The organism is Stenotrophomonas sp. NY11291 (assembly GCF_023277365.1).
GTDB classification, from domain to species: domain Bacteria; phylum Pseudomonadota; class Gammaproteobacteria; order Xanthomonadales; family Xanthomonadaceae; genus Stenotrophomonas; species Stenotrophomonas geniculata.
On record NZ_CP096975.1, the window covers coordinates 652,188 to 670,457 of the forward strand.

The following is an 18,270-nucleotide window of genomic DNA, read 5'->3' on the forward strand; positions in this document are numbered from 1 at the left end:
ATGTCAGTGTGATCGGAAACAGATTGACATTGTCGATCCATCAGGCGCTTTGCCTGCTGGTTGCTGGCGTGGCCTGCCCAGGATGGGCGCTGGCTGCCCCGGCCAATCTCGGCGAACAGGCGCTGATGGCGCAGAGTGGTGCGGCCAATGCGCGTGCACCGGAGTCGGCCCAGTTCAATTCCAGCTTCCTGTCTGGCCAGGCCAAGCAGGTCGACCTGGCGGCCTTCAGCAACGGCAACCCGATGGTGGCCGGCAACTATCGTGTCGACGTCTACGTCAACGGTGCCTGGCAGGGCCGTCGCGATCTGCAGTTCAAGGCCGATGCGCAGGGCCGTGTCGACGCCTGCCTGCCGCTGCCGATGCTGGAAGAAATGGGCGTGGACAGCGAAGCCGTGCTGCTGCAGCAGGATCCGTCCGTGCCGACCGACAAGACCAGCTGCGTGCCGGTCCAGCAGCGCATGGCCAATGCCTATGGTGTCTATGACAGCGGCAACCTGCGCTACGACCTCAGCATCCCGCAGGTGTTCCTGCGCCGTGAGGCACGCGGCTACGTCAACCCGGCGCTGTGGGACCGCGGCATCAATGCCGGCTTCGTTGGCTACAGCTTCAATGCCATCGACAGCGACAGCCGTGTCGAAGGTGGCCAGCGCAACCGCAGTGCCTACCTCGGCCTCAACGCCGGCATGAACCTGGGTGGCTGGCAGTTCCGCCACGACTCCAACCTGACCTGGACCGAGGGTGACGGCCGCCATTGGCAGAGCATCGCCACCTATGCGCAGCGCGGCATCCCGCAGGTGCGCGGCATGCTCACCATCGGTGAGGCCTACACCACCGGTGAACTGTTCGACTCGATCGGTTACCGCGGTGCCAGCCTGGCCAGCGACGACCGCATGCTGCCCGATTCGCTGCGCGGTTACGCGCCGGTCGTGCGCGGCATCGCCGAGACCAATGCACGCATCGAAGTGCGCCAGAACGAGCAGCTGATCTACTCCTCCACCGTGTCGCCGGGCAGCTTCGTCATCGACGACCTGTACCCGACCGGCTACGGCGGCGATCTGGAAGTGAGCGTGATCGAGGCCGATGGCCGCCGCCGCGAATTCAAGGTGCCGTTCGGTTCGGTGCCGCAGATGCTGCGCGAAGGCGTGTCGCGTTACTCGCTGACCGCCGGCCAGGTGCGCAACAAGCTGCTGGCCGATGAGCCGTGGCTGGTGCAGGGCACCTACCAGCGCGGTATCGGCAACCAGCTGACGCTGTACGGCGGCAGTGCACTGAGCGACGGCTACCTGTCGCTGCTGTACGGCGTCGGCCTGTCCACGCCGGTTGGCGCGTTCGCCGCCGACGTCACCCACGCACGTACGACGTTCGACCACTACGGCAACCACACCGGTGCCAGCGTGCGCTTGAGCTACAGCAACATGATCGGCGAGACCGGGACCAACCTGACCCTGGCCGCCTACCGCTATTCGACCGAAGGCTTCTACAGCCTGCAGGATGCGCTGTACGGCCGTGATTCGGACAAGCGCGGCATCGACCCGACCACCCGTGGCCGCCAGCGCAGCCAGTTCCAGGTGACCCTGAACCAGCCGTTGGGCCGTCGGGGCGGCGCGTTGTACGTGACCGGCTCGGTGCGCGACTTCTACGACCGTTCCGGCACCTCCAAACAGTACCAGGTCGGCTACAACAACGCCTGGCGTTCGGTGAACTACGGCTTCTCGGCGCTGCGCACCGAAGAGGGCGTACTCGGCCGCTCGGATACCCAGTACCTGCTGTCGATGAGCGTGCCGCTGGGCCGTGGTACCCACCCGGTCTCGTTCAGTGCTGATCTCGGCGTGCGCGACCGCGGGGGCTACGACAACAGCCGCGTTGGCATCACCGGTTCGGCCGGTGTCGACAACAACTTCAGCTATGGCGCGGCCCTGTCCGATTCCCGCGAGGGCAGCACCACCGCGATCGGCAACGTCGAATACCGCAGTCGCTATTCCGCATTGAACGCCAGCTACAGCCACTCGCGTGACTTCCGCCAGGCTTCGGTGGGTGCCAATGGCAGCGTGGTCGTGCATCCGGGTGGTTTCACCTTCACCCCGCAGCGTGGCGACACCATGGTGCTGGTGGAAGCACCGGGCGCGCGCGATGCGATCGTCAGCAACGCCCCGGGCCTGCGCGTCGATGGCCGCGGCTACGCCGTGGTGCCGTACGTGTCGCCGTACCGCCTCAACACCGTCACCCTCGACCCGCAGGGCATGGCCCACGACGTCGAGCTGGAAAGCACCAGCCAGTCGGTGGCGCCGTTTGCCGGTGCGATCAGCTACCTGCGCTTCGATACCCGCAAGGGCAACGCGCTGCTGATCCAGGTGCGCAACACCGATGGCCGCACGCTGCCGTTCGGCGCGCAGGTCAAGGACGAAACAGGCCAGCCGGTGGGCATGGTCAGCCAGGGTGGTCGCCTGTACGTGCGCAGCGAGAAGAACCAGGGCCAGTTGCAGGTCGAGTGGGGCGCCGGTGCCGACCAGCGCTGTACCATTGATTACCAGGTACCGGCGGGCGCCGATGCGTCCAAGACCGGCTTCATCCCGCTGGAGGCAGCATGCCGATGATTTCTTCCCGTGGCCGCAACGCACTGGCCGCGTTGGCCCTGTTGGGTGGCGTGCTGCTGGCGCAGCAGGCCAGTGCGGCCTGCCGCATCCAGGTCAATGGTTTCGTTGCGCAGGACGTGCAGATGGACATGGGTCAGATCGTGATCCTGCCCAGTACGCCCGTGGGCGGCGTGATCAAGGAAATCAGCGTGCCGATCAACCAGCAGAACAGCGTTGCCCGCTGTGACTACTGGTATAGCGGCTACTCGACAGGCGAGTACGTCAACGCGCCGCAGAAGCGACCGGTGGCCGGCTTCGCCAACGTCTATGAGACCGGCGTAGCCGGTGTGGGCATCCGCCTGTTCCGCGACTCCGGCGCGATCCAGGTCTATTACCCGCACTCCATCAATTTCGCGGCCAACTCCACCATCTCGCTGATCGGTGGCCAGTTCCGCATCCAGCTGATCAAGACCGCCGCGCAGACCGGTTCGGGCGTGATTGCACCGAACGGTCGCTTCACCACCTACTACTTCGATGGTGATGGCCCCAGCCGCCCGGTGCTGACATCCACCTTCAGGGGCTCGGGTACCACCGTGGTCAGCCCGACCTGCGAAGTGCAGGCCGGCAGCCGCAACATCGCCGTTGATTTCGGCAGCGTGCCCAACACCACCTTCACCGGCGTTGGTTCGCGTGCGGTCGATCGTGACTTCGAGATCCGCCTGAACTGCCAGGGCAGCAACGTTGCTGCCTACCAGAGCAAGATCGGCATCCGCCTCGACGCCGACCAGGACAGTTCGAACATGCCCGGCGTGCTGAAGCTGAGCGCGGCGACGAACAGCGCCACCCGCATCGGCATCCAGATGGTCCAGCGTGATGGCAGCACCGAGCGCGAAGTGCGCTTCGGCCAGACCGTCAACATCGGTACCACCACCCCCGGCACCAGCACGATGACCTTGCCGTTGCGCGCGCGCTATGTGCAGACCCAGGCCGGCACGGTGGGTGCGGGTGTCGCGAACGGCCAGGCCACCTTCACCATCCAGTACGAGTAAGGCAGCCCAGGCTGCGGCCACTGCTGCGTTTCACTGCAACGTCGCCCGTTCCACGGGCGGCGTTGACTGCGTCTTGATCTTCCAACGATGAAGATCAATGCCACGACGCGCGTACCATCATTCGAATGTGATGTACGTCGCGATTTTGGAGTTTCCTCATGAGGTGACCGTCTCCTGCCTGCGGGTGTTGGACGGGAACGCCGAAAGGATCCAGACGTGGCTACAGCTCCTGGCATTCCCTCGCGCCGTCCGCCCGGAGCGCTGCGGTGAAGGTCCTGTCGGTGTTCGGCACGCGACCGGAAGCGATCAAGATGGGGCCGCTGGTGCGTGCCCTGGCCGAGGCTGCGGATATCGAATCGGTGGTCTGCATCACCGGCCAGCACCGGGCAATGCTGGACCAGGTGATGTCGCTGTTCGAGATCACCGCTGACCATGACCTCGATGTCATGGTCCCCAACCAGACCCTCAATGGCTTGTGCGCGAAGCTGTTCGAGCGGCTTGACGCGCTGTACACGCAGGTCCGTCCGGACCGGGTGCTGGTGCACGGCGATACCACCACGGCGATGACCGCCGCGCTGGCCGCGTTCCACCACCGCATTCCGATCGGCCATGTCGAGGCCGGACTGCGCACCGGTGACATCAACCGGCCGTGGCCGGAGGAAATGAACCGGCGGGTGATCGATGTGGTCGGCCACCAGCTGTACGCGCCCACGCCCAGCTCGCGCGCCAACCTGGCCGGTGAACACCTGGGCGGGCAGATCCTGGTCACCGGCAACACCGTCATCGATGCCCTGCAGCAGACCGTGGAGCGCCTGGATGCCGACCCGGCGCTGCGTGCGCGGGCTGACGAACCCTTCCACATGCTTGATCCCGATCGTCGCCTGCTGCTGGTCACTGGCCACCGCCGTGAGAGCTTCGGCCAGGGCTTCGAGGACATCTGCCGCGCGCTGGCCGAGCTGGCCCGGCGGCCGGACCTGCAAGTGCTGTACCCGGTGCATCTCAACCCGAACGTGCAGGGCCCGGTCAACGCCCACCTCGGCCAACTCGACAACGTGCACCTGGTGCCGCCGCAGGACTACCTGCGCTTCGTGCGCCTGATGCAGCGCGCCGACGTCATCCTCACCGACTCCGGTGGCGTGCAGGAAGAAGCGCCGGCGCTGGCCAAGCCCGTGCTGGTCATGCGCGACGTCACCGAACGCCCGGAGGCGGTCGAGGCCGGTGTGGTGACGCTGGTCGGCACCACGCCCTCGCGCATTGTCGCGGCGGTCAACGCGGCACTGGCACAACCACCGCACCCGACCCGCTTCGATCCCGACGCCAGCCCTTACGGCGATGGCCGTGCCAGCGCGCGCATCGTCGCCGCCCTGCGTGGCACGCCCCTTCCCGAATTCTCGCCTGGCCTCCGCAGCGGCGGTGCCGCCCACTCCCATCCACGCGAAGTGACGCCATGACCCAGACCGGCCGCTCTCCCCTGTTTGCATCCGCCGCCGCGTTCGTCCTGTCGGGCGTGGTTGGCAGTGCCCATGCCGCCGACAGCGTCGCCGGCCAGTTCGCCGAATGGAGCGGCGACAGCACGGTCAACCGGCAGATGACCCTGCGCGAACTCGGTTTCCGCCAACCGCTGGTGCTCAGCGGGCAGGAGAGCCAGCGCGAGGTCTACCTGCCGGTGCCGGCCGGCGTCGCTACCCGCGATGCGCAGCTGCAGCTGGACGGGCGCTATGTGCGTGGCCACGCCGGGCGCACGTCCGGCCTGTGGTCGGTCGATGGCGATCCAATCGCCGCGCGCTCGATCACCGATGCCCAGGGCGATGCCAGCCAGCTGCTGGCCATCGATGGCGAACCCCGCCAGAACGGCTTCGTGCGGGTCGGCGTCGGCTGGTGGTCGATCGTGTCCGACTACCAATGTGCCGACCAGAGCGCGCCGGCCAACGTGCTGCGGCTGTCGCCGGACTCGCGTTTCAGCTACCGCTTCGACGGCCGCGCCGTGGATACCGTGGCCAAGGCGTGGGGCGCGCTGCCCCCGCAGGTGCGCCTGCTGGTGGATGGCAAGGCACTGCAGGCGCCCGCCTACGATGCGGCCTGGCGCATCGGTACCGCAATGCAGGCCGGTGGCAAGCAGGTGCAGGTGGTGGCGCTGCCCAAGGTTGGTGACCGTGTCGACCTGACCGGCATCAGCATCCCGGCCAGCCTGCAGGGCGTGCCGGCCTATGCCGCGCTGGCCGCGGGCGAGCGGGCATACGCGATCAAGGATCTGGCCGAAGTCGGTGCGCTGCTGTCGCTGCGGGACAGCGGGCCGTTGGCCGCCGATGTGATGATCGGCAGTGATGCGCTGCGGGCCGGCGTGCGCGCGGCGCTGGATGCGCTGGCCGCACAGGTTGCCACCACTGGCGCCGACGCGGGCACGGCGTTCGCCGCGTGGCGCGGTACCGACATGGGTGGCCTGGAAAAGCCCGCGACCAGCGCCTCGGTCAGCGTGGTGGCCGTTGCCGGCCGTCCGACGCTGGTGGTCGACCCGGCGGCGGCGGGCAAGGTCGCCGGGTTGTTCGCCGAACAGTGGCGCAGCTATGCGCTGGGCCGCAGCCTGCAGGTCAGCGCAGCGGGCACGCCGAAGCTGGACGGTGACCAGGTGCTGCTGAGCCGGCTCGGCAACATCGCCGGCACGATGGATGTCGTCACCCGCGCGGACCGCAGCGCCACCTTCGACCTCGGCGCGCTGTCGGCCGATGGGCGCCTGCCCGAAGAGGTGGTGATCGACGTCTCGGCGGCCCCCAACGCGGCCGGGCAGGGCGCGGTGGCCACCATCCATTTCAACGATTACCTGCTGGGGGGCAAGGTGTTGTCGGCCAACGGCCAGCCGCAGCGGCTGGTGGCCAAGGTGCCGGCCTATGCGCTGTCGGCGCGCAACGAGATCCGGGTCAGCTTCCTGCGCCAGCCGGCACGCCCCTATTGCCACGATCCGGCCACCGCCTATCCGGTATCGGTCCTGCCCAGCAGTCACCTGACCCTGGCCAAGCGTTCGCTGGGCAGTGATTTCGTCGGTGCCAGCAGCCAGCTGTCACGCGGCAACCAGGTGTTCGTGCCCGCCACGTGGCTGCAGGATGCGCCGGCATCGCTGCGCAAGGTGATCGCGGTGGCCAGTGCAGTGGGCGCCTCGCCGGAGGCGTCGGCGCTGAAGGTGGTCGATGCCGGTGCGGCGGTCAGCCCGGGTACGCCGTGGCTGGCCTTCGGTGTGGCGCCGTCGGGTGTTGATGTGGCCGGCCTGAAGGACGGCCACCTGCTGATCGGCGGGAAGCCGCAGCCGCTGCTGGATGTCGGCGGCCTGGATCGCGCCGCGGTGGTGCAGGTCGGCACCTCCGGCGGCCAGCTCGGCGTGCTGTACAGCGACCTGGGCGCACAGGCACCGTCGTTCGGCGCACCGTTCCGGCTGCTGCGCGGTGATCTTGCGGTGCTCGACGGCAGTGATGCCGTGCGCGAGTTCGATCGCCAGGATCCTTACGGAAGCCGCGTTGCCCGGGATGGCAATCCGCAATCGAAGTGGGAACGGCACATGGTCTGGTTGCTGCTGCTGGTCGGCGTGATCGTGTTCGCGCTGCTGGCCGCCCGCGTCACCCAGGTGCGCCGCCGCAAGTCCGCCAACACAGGGCACTGATCCACCGTGGACGGTCTGTTCTGGAACATCCAGCTGGCCAACTATTACGCCGCCCTGGAAACCACGGCGGCGGCGGTGGCCGTGCTGATCCTGATCTCCAGCCTCGATGACCTGTTCATCGATGTCTGGTACTGGGTTCGCGAGAGCTGGCGCGCGCTCACCATCAAGCGTCGCGAAGCGTACCGGCCGCTGACCCAGGAAGACCTGATGCAGCGGCCGCAACAGCCGCTGGCGATCATGGTGCCGGCGTGGATGGAATACGACGTCATCGCGCAGATGGTGGAGAACATGATCAACGTGCTCGACTACCGCGAGTACGTCGTGTTCGTCGGCACCTATCCCAACGACCAGCAGACCATCGATGAAGTGGAGCGCATGCGCCGCCGCTACAAGCGCCTGCGCCGGGTGGAGGTGCCGCACGACGGGCCGACCAGCAAGGCCGACTGCCTGAACTGGTTGATCCTGGCCATCTTCGATTACGAGAAGCGCCACGACATCGAATTCGCCGGGGTGATCCTGCACGACAGCGAGGACGTGCTGCACCCGATGGAACTGCGCTTCTACAACTACCTGCTGCCACGCAAGGACATGATCCAGTTGCCGGTGACCTCGCTGGACCGCGAGTGGTACGAACTGGTGGCCGGCGTCTACATGGACGAGTTCGCCGAATGGCACGCAAAGGATCTGGTGGTGCGCGAGAGCGTGTCCGGCATGGTGCCCTCCGCGGGCGTGGGTACCTGCTTCTCCCGGCGCGCGCTGCTGGCGCTGAGCGCGCAGACCGACAACCAGCCCTTCAACACCGACAGCCTCACCGAGGACTACGACGTCGGTGCGCGGCTGGCGGCGATGGGCATGCAGTCGATCTTCGCCCGCTTCCCGGTGCAGTTCCGCGTGCGCCGTCCGTCATGGTTCGGCTGGGGGCCGGTGCGCGAGCGTGCCCAGCAGATGGCGCTGTGCGTGCGCGAGTACTTCCCCGACAACTTCCGTGCCTCGTACCGGCAGAAGGCGCGGTGGGTGCTGGGCATCGGCCTGCAGAGCTGGGAGTCGCTGGGCTGGCGTGGATCACTGGCCACCAAGTACCTGCTGGCGCGCGACCGCAAGGGCATCATCACCTCGTTCGTCAGCATCATCGCCTACATCATCTTCCTGCAGCTGCTGCTGTTCTGGCTGTTGAAGATGACCGGGCTGTGGACGATGCAGTTCCCCAGCGTGTTCCAGGCCGGTACCTGGCAGATGAATGTCGCGCTGCTGACCACCGCAGCGCTGGCGACCCGGGTCGTGCAGCGCTTCTATTTCGTCAACCGGTTGTACGGCTGGGAGCACGCGCTGATGTCGATCCCGCGCATGGTGGTCGGCAACATGATCAATTTCATGGCCACCGCCCGTGCCTGGAAGGTGTTCCTGGCCTACCTGCTGTTCGGCAAGCGCATGGTCTGGGACAAGACCATGCACGACTTCCCCGATGCGGCGCAGCTGGTGCAGACCCGCAAGCAACTGGGTGAGCTGTTGACCACCTGGCAGGCGGTGGAACCCGAGCGCCTGCAGCAGGCGCTGGACCAGCAGCAGGCAGGCCGCCAGCAGCCGCTGGGCCGCATCCTGCTCACCCAGGGCTGGCTGGATGACGAGACCCTGGCCGAGGCCATCGCGTTCCAGGGTGACCTGCCACGCGCGGTGATCGACGTGGATTACCTGCGTGCCTGCCAGTTCCCGGTCAGTGCCGATGCCTGCGTGCAATGGCGCATGCTGCCGCTGCCGCCGCGCCAGGAAGGCACCCTGCGACTGGCCGTGGCCAGTCCGCTGCCCGAGGACGCCGTGGCATTGCTGAAGCAGGAAACGCGCAGCGAGCACATCGAACAGAGCATTGCCCGCGAAAGCGAGATCAACGCGGGTCTGCGCCTGATCGGTGGCGAACGGCAGTGGCACCTGGACAACGTGCCATTGCTGGGCGACCTGCTGGTGGAAATGCGCCTGATCGATCACGCACGCTTCGAGATCGCACTGGACGACTACATGCCGCAGCGCGACGGTCGCATCGGCGACTACCTGGTCAAGCAGGGCATCACCACCGAGGAGGCCGTGGCCCAGGCCATGCAGGAGCAGCGCCGGCGTGCGGCCACGCTGCAGTCGCCGCCGCCCGGAGCCTTGCCGGCATGAAGACCACGCTGCTGTCCACCGTCATTGCCGTGGCACTGGCCACGGCCGCCGCGCCGGTGATGGCGCAGGCCGAGGTGCCCCTGCCGCTGTCCGGTGCGGCCTACCGCATCGCCGAGCAGGCGTTTGCTGCCTATGAACGTGGCGATTACCCCACGGCCTACCGGCAGTCCAGCGAAGCGATCCGGCTGCGCCCGGACGTGGTGCGGCTGCGCCTGCTGCAGATCTATGCGCTGCAGAAGCTTGGTCGTGGCGCAGAAGCGCAGCAGCAGGCGCGCCGTGCGCTGGACGCGGGGATGAAGGATCCGGCCTTGCCTGCGCTGGCCGCCGCGCCCAGGACGACCACAGGTGCAGCGCGTAGCACAGCGGTGCCGCGTGCACCCGCAACGGTGGCCGACCGTAACAACCGGCAGGCCTACATGCTGGCAACCGAAGCCTATGCGGCCTACGACGCCGGGCAGATGGGCATCGCCGCCAGCAAGGCCGAACAGGCGTTCCGGCAGCAGCCGGAACAGGGCGCATGGGCCCTGCTGTGGGTGGCGTCGCTGGAGGCACAGCAACAGCCCGAACAGGCCGACGCCGCCGTCGGCACCGCGCTGCAGCTGGGCGCACCGAATGTCGAAGCGCTGCGCGCGCGGCGCGTGACACTGGGCCGCCAACGCGCGCTGCTGCAGGCACAGCAGGCCTATCAATTGCTGTCCGCAGGTGAGGATGCCGCCGCCATTGAGCAGGCGCACGCCGCCGTGGAACTGGCACCCGACGTTGCTTCATACCGGTTGCTGCTGATCACCGCGCAGCTGCAGGGCGATCAGCTGGCCGACGCTGAGCACAGTGCTGATCAGGCATTGCAGGTGGACGCCAACGATCTCAATGCCCGGGTGATGCGTGGCTACCTGCGCCAGCGCCAGGGCAGTACGCTGCGGGCCAATGAGGATTTCGATGCCGCGCTTGCCACGCCGGGATCAACCGCGCAGCAGCGCAACGTGCGACTGCTGGCGGTGGATGCGGCGCTGGCCGCAGGTGATCGGGTACGCGCAGCTGCACTGCTGGCACCAATGCAGGCGGCGCTACCGGCAGGTGAAGGCGATGCACGGTCACGGCAGCTGCTGCAGCAGGGCATCGAGCAACGCAGCCGGGCGATCCGCTCCAGTCGCGACCTTCCCCGCATCAGCGCCGAGGCCTACCCGCCACCGGTCCAGCACTGCCCGTCCGGTGACAGCGGCAACGTCTGCGAACTGGTGCCGGCCGATCTGCAGGGGGATGGCGGTGCCGCACAGCGTGCCTACGCTGCCTACGCGCGCCAGGATTACGCCGATGCCATCGGTGAGGCGCGGCAGGCCGTGCAACTCGCACCGGACGACGCGAACCTGCAAGGCCTGCTGACCACCACGCTGGCGGCGGGCAACCGTGCCCAGCAGGACGAAGCGCGGCAGCGCCTGGATACGGCACTGGCACAGCGTCCTGATGACGCGGGTGCACTGATGCAGCGCGGCTACCTCAACCAGAGGGCCCACGAACCGGCGCGCGCACTGGCCGACTTCCGTGCCGCCGAGGCCACCGGAAAGGCACCGAAAAGCGTAGTGCTCGATCAGGCCTACGCCAGCGCAGCCAACGGCGACCATCCGCAGGCGGTGATGCTGCTGCGCAGCGCCATTGATCGCGCCGATGCCGGTGAGCTGCCACTGGATGCGCACCAGCGCTACAACGTACGCAATGCCATCGCCAATTACTCGCGCGAGTGGGGCGTGATCGCCTCGGCGGGTTTCCGTGGTGCTCGCCAGGCGGCGACCAATGTCGGCGGTGCTGCGATCAGCACGCCCGGCGATTCGGTGTTCAGCACGCTGGAAGCGTTCTGGCGGCCCCCGGCCTTCAACGACCAGCATGGCACGCTGGAACTCTACGCACGCCTGCTCAACACGCTGTACGACGAGGGCGGCACCTACGAATCGATCCGCGCGGTGGACCCGTGCACCGGCGAATCAACGCCGGATGCGCGTGCACGCGCGGAGCGCCTCAGCCACTCGCGTTCCACTACCGGCTGGCCCTCCACAATCGCGTCCTTCGGCATGCGCTACGCGTTTGGCCAGAGCGGTTTGAGTGCTGGCATCGAGCGCCGACAGTTCCTCGGCAGTGCAACCCGCCAGGGCGAGGTCTACCCCGAGTCGGCAGCGGTGCAGTGCCGCCTGCAGCTGGCCCTGAACCGGCCACTGGAAGCCAGCACGCTGGCGCGCTACCGGCTGGCCAGTGGTTCCGGTGGCTGGATGTCCTACCTGACCTATGGCTACTACCATGGCACCGATCTGCGCACCGATGTGAACCAGTGGTGGATGGTCAGTGGCTACGCGCAGGGGGGATACACCTGGGACGACAACGGTGCCACCTTCACCCTCGACGCGCTTGATGCCAACGGCACGCCGGTGCGGCGCCTGGGTGAGGCCAATGGGCGCCTGCATCGCGAACAGTGGTTCGCTGCCGGTGAACTGCGCGCCGGGCGCAGTTTCCGCTTCGGTGCAGGGCAGACGCATTGGGTGGTCACACCCTATGTCGTGGTGGGTGCCGATTGGCTGGACCAGCGCTCGCGCGTGCGCGACATCCGTTATCCGCCGTTCCCGGCGCAGTCGTTCGCGCTCAACGATACGCAGCGCAGCTGGTCACTTGGCGCAGGGCCGGGCGTGGGCGTGCGTTACGGGTTCCGCGAGGACCACTACAACACGCCGCGTTCCTACCTGGACCTGACCGTGCAGTACCGCTTGGCCATCGGCGGCGGTGATACACAGCGCGCCAAGGGCCTGTTCGCCACCGCCATCCTCTACTATTGACGCAGGCCCCAGCGTCGCCGCAGCGCTGCGGCCTGCGGCGTGTCCTGGGTCAGCCATGGCTCCAGTGCATAGACCAGCACGTGCTGTGCGCCGCTGTCGCGTGCCCATGCCAACTGCCGCTGGATGCGAGCGGCATCGGCCGTTTCGCCCTTGAATCCGCTGCCGTCGGCAGGGCCGTCGGGCAGTTCGCGGAACAGCTCAACGATCGCATCGAAGCCGATGCCGTGTGCGTGGAAATGATCGAGCAGCGGTTGCAGCTGCTGCACGTTGCCGGCACCGGCCACCCCCACGCCATCCTGCACCATCGGCCGCAGCGTGGCCTGTGCCAGCACCGCCTGCCACAGCGTGACCAGGTTGCCATCGGTCTGCAGGCGGCTGAAGTAACAGGAGATCGCACAGTCACCGCCGCGCGCGCTGGCGGCCTGCACCAACCCGTGCAGCCACTGCGCCAGCCATTGCTGGCGGGCCGGATCGGCCCAGTGGTACTGCTCCAGTTCGTAGGGCAGGTACCAGCCTCCGAAGGCTGGCTGCTGTGCCCAGGGTGCCTGTGCCAACCAGCTGCGTGCGTGCGCCAGGCTCTCGGCCAGGAAGGCCTGCAGCGTGGCGTCGTCTGCGCCGATAGCCTGCCACCAGCGTTGCTGGAAGGGCAGGCCGACGCGGATGCGGATGTCGTTCTCGCCGGCGGCGGTGAACAGCTGCTGCAGGCTGCCGTCGGGCAGCGACCAGTCGCCGTCGCTGCCACCGACGATGCCGGTCCACTGCAGCACCAGCTGCCGGCAGCCCAGCGTATGCGCAAGCTTCAAGGAACGCTGCCAGTCGGCCAGGCCCAACTGCAGGTGGCTGCGCCACGGTTGCAGGAAGGTGCCATCCACCTGCACCGGCAGTGAGCAGCCGGGCAGGGTGGCGAGCGTAGCGGCCAACGGTGCCAGCACTGCGGCGCGCAGCAAGCGACGGCGCAACGGCGAAGACGGATCCGCGGGAAGGTCGGGCCGAACCATGCCCGCATCATCCCAGAGCGCCGTGCGTGGCGGGTGAACCCCGCGTCCGGTAGTCCCGGTCGCGGGCCGAAGCGTGCTCTGGTAGCGCCGGCCGCTGGCCGGCATCGCCTACCGCTTATTCCAGCGCGTAGCGCAGGGTAAACAGCACCGCCACCAGCCACACGGCCGGATGCACTTCGCGCCAGCGCCCGGTACCGGCCTTCAGCGCGGCATAGGCAATGAAGCCGAACGCCAGGCCGTTGGCGATCGAGTAGGTGAACGGCATCGCCAGCGCACAGAGTGCGGCTGGCACCGATTCGGTCAGGTCGCTCCAGTCCACTTCCACCAGCTCACGCAGCATCAGGCCAGCCACGAACAGCAGTGCCGGCGCGGTGGCATAGCTGGGCACCATTGCCGCAAGCGGCGAGAACAGCAGCGCCGCCAGGAACAGCGCCGACACCACCAGCGCGGTCAGGCCGGTGCGGCCGCCCACCTGCACGCCCGAGGCGCTTTCGGCAAAGGCCGTGGTGCTGCTGGTGCCAAGCATCGAACCGGCCACGATCGCGGTGCTGTCGGCCAGCAGCGCACGGCCGAAACGCTTCTGCGCGCCCGGCAGCTTCAGCAGGCCGGCGCGACCGACCACGCCGTACAGCGTGCCGGTGGCATCGAACACTTCCACCAGCACGAACACCAGCACCACCTGCAGCAGCACGGCGATCGGTGCGCCGCCGTCATGGTGCAGCAGGCCCGGCAGGTCCAGCTGCAGGAAGGTGGGTGCGAGGCTCGGCGGCAGCGAGACCAGGCCCTGGTACTGCACGTCGCCCAACGCCCAGCCCGCGCCGGTCACCGCCAGGATGCCGATCAGGATCGCACCGCGGATGCGGCGTGCTTCCAGCACCGCGATCAGCAGGAAGCCGGCCAGTGCCAGCAGCGGCGGCGCCGTGTTCAACGGGCCCAGCGCCACCAGCGTGTCTTCATTGCCGACGATCACGCCGGACTTCTGCAGCGCGATGATCGCCAGGAACAGGCCAATGCCGGCCACGATCGCCGAGCGCAGCGACGAGGGGATGCCGGACACCAGCCACGCACGCACGCCGGTCAGCGACAGCACCAGGAACACCAGGCCGGAGATGAACACCGCACCCAGCGCCTGCTGCCACGGCAGGCCAGCGGCACCGACCACGGTGAAGGCGAAGAACGCGTTCAGGCCCATGCCCGGTGCCATGCCCACGGGGAAATTGGCGGCCAGCGCCATCACCGCCGAACCCAGCGCCGCAGCCAGGCAGGTGGCCACGAACACCGCGCCCGCGTCCATGCCGGTGGTGCCGAGGATCTCGGGGTTCACGAAGACGATGTAGGACATCGTCAGGAAGGTGGTGACACCGGCCAGCAGCTCGGTGCGCACGGTGGTGCCGTGCTGCTGCAGCTGGAACAGGCGCTCGAACAGGGACATCGCAGATCTCTCATGCCTGCACGCCCTGCCGCCCCTGGGGACCTGCGGGTACGTCGCCAGGCGGTTAGAAGTGGTAGTTCAACTTCAGCGTAACGCTGCTGTAGTCGGTATGGAAGCTGCGACGGGCCGCAGCCGGGTAGTTGGGGTCTTCCAGGGTCACCGGGCTGGAACCCAGGTGGGTGTAGCGGTACTCGGCACCGGCCGAGAGGCGGTCGTTGAAGCGGTACAGCACGCCTGCCGTGGCGTGGGCGCCGGTGGACACGTGCGAGGCGCGGGTCTCGAATTCGGCCACGCGGCAGCCGTTGGTGGCCTCCACCAGCGACTTGTCGCAGCCCAGGGTGAATTCCTGCCGGGCCACCGTCACGCCGGCACCGACGTAGGGCAGCCAGCGGCCCATGGCGCGGCCCAGCGTCACATCAACGGCGCCTGCGCGGGTCACTGCATCCTTGCCGTGGTACGGGCTGTACTGGTGCTGCTCGCGGTCCTTCCAGTCGCGCGCGACGTTGCCGAAGGACAGCGAACCTTCCAGGCCCACCACGATGTTGTTGTCGAACTGCCAGCGACGGCCGCCCTGCACGCCGCCGCTGAAGCCGCGGATGCTCTTTTCCGATGCGTTGGCGTTGCTGCGGTCCTTGCTGTGGCCTTCGCTGTGCGACGCCTGCACGCCGAAGTAGTAGCCGTCCCAGTCGGAGCTGGCGGCCGCGGCGGTGCCCGACAGCATCAGGGCTGCCGTGGTGATGATCAGTGCTTTCATTGGGGGTTTCCTACGTTGGGGGATGAAGCGGGAACGTAGGAAAACCGAAGGCGGTGCGGCGGAACATACAAATAGTTGCAAGCTGCCAACGGGCCATGTGCGACAAGGTGTTAGGCGTGCTTGATGGGCGTGAAGACGGCGGTCGCAGCGTGAAAAAGCGCCGGACTGCGCGGGAAATGGGGGAGGGCGTCACTACCAACGGTCGTGACACTTTGGGTGGTGGGTACCGACCGTTGGTCGGTACGCATTGAGTCACCACCAACGGTGGTGACCCACCAGAATGCAGAACGGCCGCGCAGAGCGCGGCCGTTCTTCCTTTCTTACTTCAGCGCCTTGAAGCGCAGGCGCTTCGGCGCAGCGTCGTCGCCCATGCGGCGGCGCTTGTCTTCTTCGTACTCGCGGTAGTTGCCCTGGAAGAACTCCACGTGCGAGTCGCCTTCGAACGCCAGGATGTGGGTCGCGATGCGATCCAGGAACCAGCGGTCATGCGAGATGACGAAGGTGTTGCCCGGGAACTCCAGCAGCGCATCTTCCAGTGCACGCAGGGTTTCGATGTCCAGGTCGTTGGACGGTTCGTCGAGCAGCAGCACGTTGCCACCCTGCAGCAGGGTCTTGGCCATGTGCAGGCGGCCACGCTCACCACCGGACAGCGAACCGACCATCTTCTGCTGGTCCTGGCCCTTGAAGTTGAAGCGGCCGATGTAGGCGCGCGACTGGATCTCGATGCCGTTGATGTTGAGGATGTCCAGGCCGCCCGCGATTTCCTGGAAGACGTTGTGGTTGCCTTCCAGCGCGTCGCGGCTCTGGTCCACGTAGGACAGCTTCACGGTCGGGCCGACCACGATCTCGCCGGTGTCCGGCTTTTCCTGGCCGGTGATCATCTTGAACAGGGTCGACTTACCGGCACCGTTCGGGCCGATGATGCCGACGATGGCGCCGGCCGGCACCAGGAAGCTCAGGTTGTCGAACAGCAGGCGGTCGCCGAACTTCTTGGAGACGTTCTTGAACTCCATCACCGCATTGCCCAGGCGCTCGCCCGGCGGGATGAAGATTTCATTGGTCTCGTTGCGCTTCTGGTAATCGACCGACTGCAGCTCTTCCAGGCGGGCCAGACGGGCCTTGCCCTTGGTGCGGCCGCCCTTGGCGTTCTGGCGCGACCACTCCAGTTCCTTCTGGATCGCCTTCTGGCGGGCCTTTTCCTGGTTTTCTTCCTGCTTCAGGCGCTCGTCCTTCTGGGTCAGCCAGTCGGTGTAGTTGCCCTTCCACGGAATGCCGCGGCCGCGGTCCAGTTCCAGGATCCATTCGGCGGCGTTGTCCAGGAAGTAGCGATCGTGGGTGACCGCCACCACGGTGCCGGTGTAGCGCGCCAGGAACTGTTCCAGCCATTCCACCGACTCGGCGTCGAGGTGGTTGGTCGGTTCGTCGAGCAGCAGCATGTCCGGCTTCTGCAGCAGCAGGCGGCACAGGGCCACGCGGCGCTTTTCACCACCGGACAGCTTGCCGACCACGGCATCCCACGGCGGCAGGCGCAGCGCATCGGCGGCCACGTCCAGCTGGTTTTCCAGGGTGTGTGCGTCGCCAGCGGCCAGGATCGCCTCCAGGCGCTCCTGTTCCTTGGCCAGCGCGTCGAAGTCGGCGCCTTCCTCGGCGTAGGCGGCGTACACCGCTTCCAGCGCGGCCTGGGCCTGCAGCACTTCGCCCACGCCTTCCTCCACCGCTTCACGCACGGTCTTGGTCGGGTCCAGCTCCGGTTCCTGCGCCAGGTAGCCGACCTTGATGCCCGGCTGCGGGCGGGCTTCGCCCTCGAAATCGGTGTCCACGCCGGCCATGATCTTCAGCACGGTGGACTTGCCGGCGCCGTTCAGGCCCAGCAGGCCGATCTTCGCGCCCGGGAAGAAGGACAGCGAGATGTCCTTGATGATCTGCCGCTTGGGCGGGACCACCTTGGACACGCGGTTCATGGTGTAGATGTATTGCGAGGACATGCGGTCTCCGTAGGCGCGGCCCTGCGCCCGGTCCGTCACGGGAAGATCCCGTTGCGGCAGCGGGCACAGACTGAAATGGAATACCGCCAATTATAGCCGGAACCGGTTCCGGGCCGCGCCCGGGAAGGGGGCGCCGGGCTGGCCGCCGCCTGAATACTGCGTCACAGTCCTGCAACGGGAAGCGTTTCCAGCCGGAAACGGTTCAGATCGGTTGCGCAATATGGGCTCACCACCCACCCGAGCAGAGGTCTGACATGCGCATCAATCGAGTAATGGCCAGTGCCGTGGCCTCTGTGCTGGCGCTGGGCGCCGTGGCCCCGGCGTTCGCCGACAACGATCATCGCCGCGACCACGACCGCCGCGAATGGCGCGAGGATCGCCGTGAGTGGCGCCACGACCGCCGTGACTGGGAGCGCGACCGCCGCGAGGCCCGGCGCGACTACCGCCAGGATCGCCGCGAGTGGCACCGTGATCATGACCGCTACTACCGCCCCGCACCGCCGCGTGTGGTGTACCGCCCGGCCTATGGCCCGGGCTATGGCTGGAAGGTCGGCCATCGCTACCGCGACTACTACCGCGGCCCGATCTATGTGGTGAACGACTACCCGCGCTATCACCTGCGTCGCCCGCCCTACGGGCACCACTGGATCCGCGATGACCGCGGCAACATGCTGCTGGTTGCCATCGCCACCGGTGTGATCGCCCAGTACGTGCTCAGCAACCGCTGAGGATCGTGGCCGGGGTCGGATCCCTTTCCAACGGAAAGGGCTCTGACCCCACATCAATCGAAACCATACGGGGCCGGATTCCTTCGGGGATGCCGGCCCCGTCCGTTTCGGCCCCAGCAGGCCGGTGCGGGG

At 67.4% G+C, this 18,270-nt stretch carries 11 protein-coding genes; 7 read left to right on the forward strand and 4 right to left on the reverse strand.

All coding sequences use genetic code 11. From position 1 onward, the window contains the following. Window positions 1-29: 29 nt before the first annotated feature. From M1L61_RS02935 to M1L61_RS02960, 6 genes are all read left to right on the forward strand, one after another. Window positions 30-2,594 (forward strand): fimbria/pilus outer membrane usher protein, encoded by a 2,565-nt coding sequence (locus tag M1L61_RS02935; protein WP_345779135.1) that lies wholly within the window; start codon window positions 30-32, stop codon window positions 2,592-2,594. Beyond that, on the forward strand, window positions 2,585-3,622 hold the full coding sequence (locus M1L61_RS02940) for a fimbrial protein (RefSeq protein ID WP_248854289.1): 1,038 nt from the start codon (window positions 2,585-2,587) through the stop codon (window positions 3,620-3,622). Before M1L61_RS02935 ends, M1L61_RS02940 begins: the two co-directional genes overlap by 10 nt. A gap of 266 nt (window positions 3,623-3,888) precedes the next feature. Continuing rightward, window positions 3,889-5,073: a UDP-N-acetylglucosamine 2-epimerase (non-hydrolyzing) gene (gene wecB, locus M1L61_RS02945; RefSeq protein ID WP_248854290.1), complete on the forward strand. Its 1,185-nt coding sequence runs from the start codon at window positions 3,889-3,891 to the stop codon at window positions 5,071-5,073. Beyond that, window positions 5,070-7,271 (forward strand): cellulose biosynthesis cyclic di-GMP-binding regulatory protein BcsB, encoded by a 2,202-nt coding sequence (locus M1L61_RS02950; protein ID WP_248854291.1) that lies wholly within the window; start codon window positions 5,070-5,072, stop codon window positions 7,269-7,271. Before wecB ends, M1L61_RS02950 begins: the two co-directional genes overlap by 4 nt. A gap of 6 nt (window positions 7,272-7,277) precedes the next feature. Further along, on the forward strand, window positions 7,278-9,425 hold the full coding sequence (locus tag M1L61_RS02955) for a glycosyl transferase family protein (RefSeq protein WP_248854292.1): 2,148 nt from the start codon (window positions 7,278-7,280) through the stop codon (window positions 9,423-9,425). After that, window positions 9,422-12,241 carry a hypothetical protein gene (locus M1L61_RS02960; RefSeq protein WP_248854293.1) on the forward strand — a complete coding sequence of 940 codons (2,820 nt, stop codon included), beginning with the start codon at window positions 9,422-9,424 and terminating at the stop codon, window positions 12,239-12,241. Before M1L61_RS02955 ends, M1L61_RS02960 begins: the two co-directional genes overlap by 4 nt. Here M1L61_RS02960 and M1L61_RS02965 read toward each other — a convergent pair. The 4 genes from M1L61_RS02965 to ettA all read right to left on the reverse strand — a co-directional run bounded on the left by M1L61_RS02965 (window position 12,235) and on the right by ettA (window position 17,410). Beyond that, on the reverse strand, window positions 12,235-13,239 hold the full coding sequence (locus tag M1L61_RS02965) for a DUF4434 domain-containing protein (protein WP_248854294.1): 1,005 nt from the start codon (window positions 13,237-13,239) through the stop codon (window positions 12,235-12,237). The two genes, M1L61_RS02960 and M1L61_RS02965, sit on opposite strands and share 7 nt — an antisense overlap. Window positions 13,240-13,354: 115 nt before the next feature. Further along, window positions 13,355-14,671, reverse strand: a complete 1,317-nt coding sequence (locus tag M1L61_RS02970; protein WP_005408048.1) for an NCS2 family permease — start codon at window positions 14,669-14,671, stop codon at window positions 13,355-13,357. 64 nt (window positions 14,672-14,735) lie between these two features. Then, the gene (locus M1L61_RS02975) at window positions 14,736-15,425 is read right to left on the reverse strand and encodes an outer membrane beta-barrel protein (protein ID WP_235651188.1); all 690 of its coding nucleotides are present in this window, start codon (window positions 15,423-15,425) and stop codon (window positions 14,736-14,738) included. 320 nt (window positions 15,426-15,745) lie between these two features. Further along, entirely contained in the window at window positions 15,746-17,410 is a 1,665-nt protein-coding gene (ettA, locus tag M1L61_RS02980) for an energy-dependent translational throttle protein EttA (protein ID WP_248854295.1), read from the reverse strand. Between the two features lie 254 nt (window positions 17,411-17,664). Between ettA and M1L61_RS02985 the strand changes: the two genes are divergently transcribed. Next, the gene (locus M1L61_RS02985) at window positions 17,665-18,138 is read left to right on the forward strand and encodes an RcnB family protein (RefSeq protein WP_197578241.1); all 474 of its coding nucleotides are present in this window, start codon (window positions 17,665-17,667) and stop codon (window positions 18,136-18,138) included. Window positions 18,139-18,270: the final 132 nt, after the last annotated feature.

Excerpts from the sequence above, each read along its gene's own strand:
- M1L61_RS02950 (WP_248854291.1), top strand. The coding sequence starts at position 5,070 with ATGACCCAGACCGGCCGCTCTCCCCTGTTTGCATCCGCCGCCGCGTTC.
- M1L61_RS02970 (WP_005408048.1), bottom strand. The coding sequence starts at position 14,671 with ATGTCCCTGTTCGAGCGCCTGTTCCAGCTGCAGCAGCACGGCACCACC.
- M1L61_RS02960 (WP_248854293.1), top strand. The coding sequence starts at position 9,422 with ATGAAGACCACGCTGCTGTCCACCGTCATTGCCGTGGCACTGGCCACG.
- M1L61_RS02975 (WP_235651188.1), bottom strand. The coding sequence starts at position 15,425 with ATGAAAGCACTGATCATCACCACGGCAGCCCTGATGCTGTCGGGCACC.
- M1L61_RS02965 (WP_248854294.1), bottom strand. The coding sequence starts at position 13,239 with ATGGTTCGGCCCGACCTTCCCGCGGATCCGTCTTCGCCGTTGCGCCGT.
- M1L61_RS02985 (WP_197578241.1), top strand. The coding sequence starts at position 17,665 with ATGCGCATCAATCGAGTAATGGCCAGTGCCGTGGCCTCTGTGCTGGCG.
- M1L61_RS02940 (WP_248854289.1), top strand. The coding sequence starts at position 2,585 with ATGCCGATGATTTCTTCCCGTGGCCGCAACGCACTGGCCGCGTTGGCC.
- ettA (WP_248854295.1), bottom strand. The coding sequence starts at position 17,410 with ATGTCCTCGCAATACATCTACACCATGAACCGCGTGTCCAAGGTGGTC.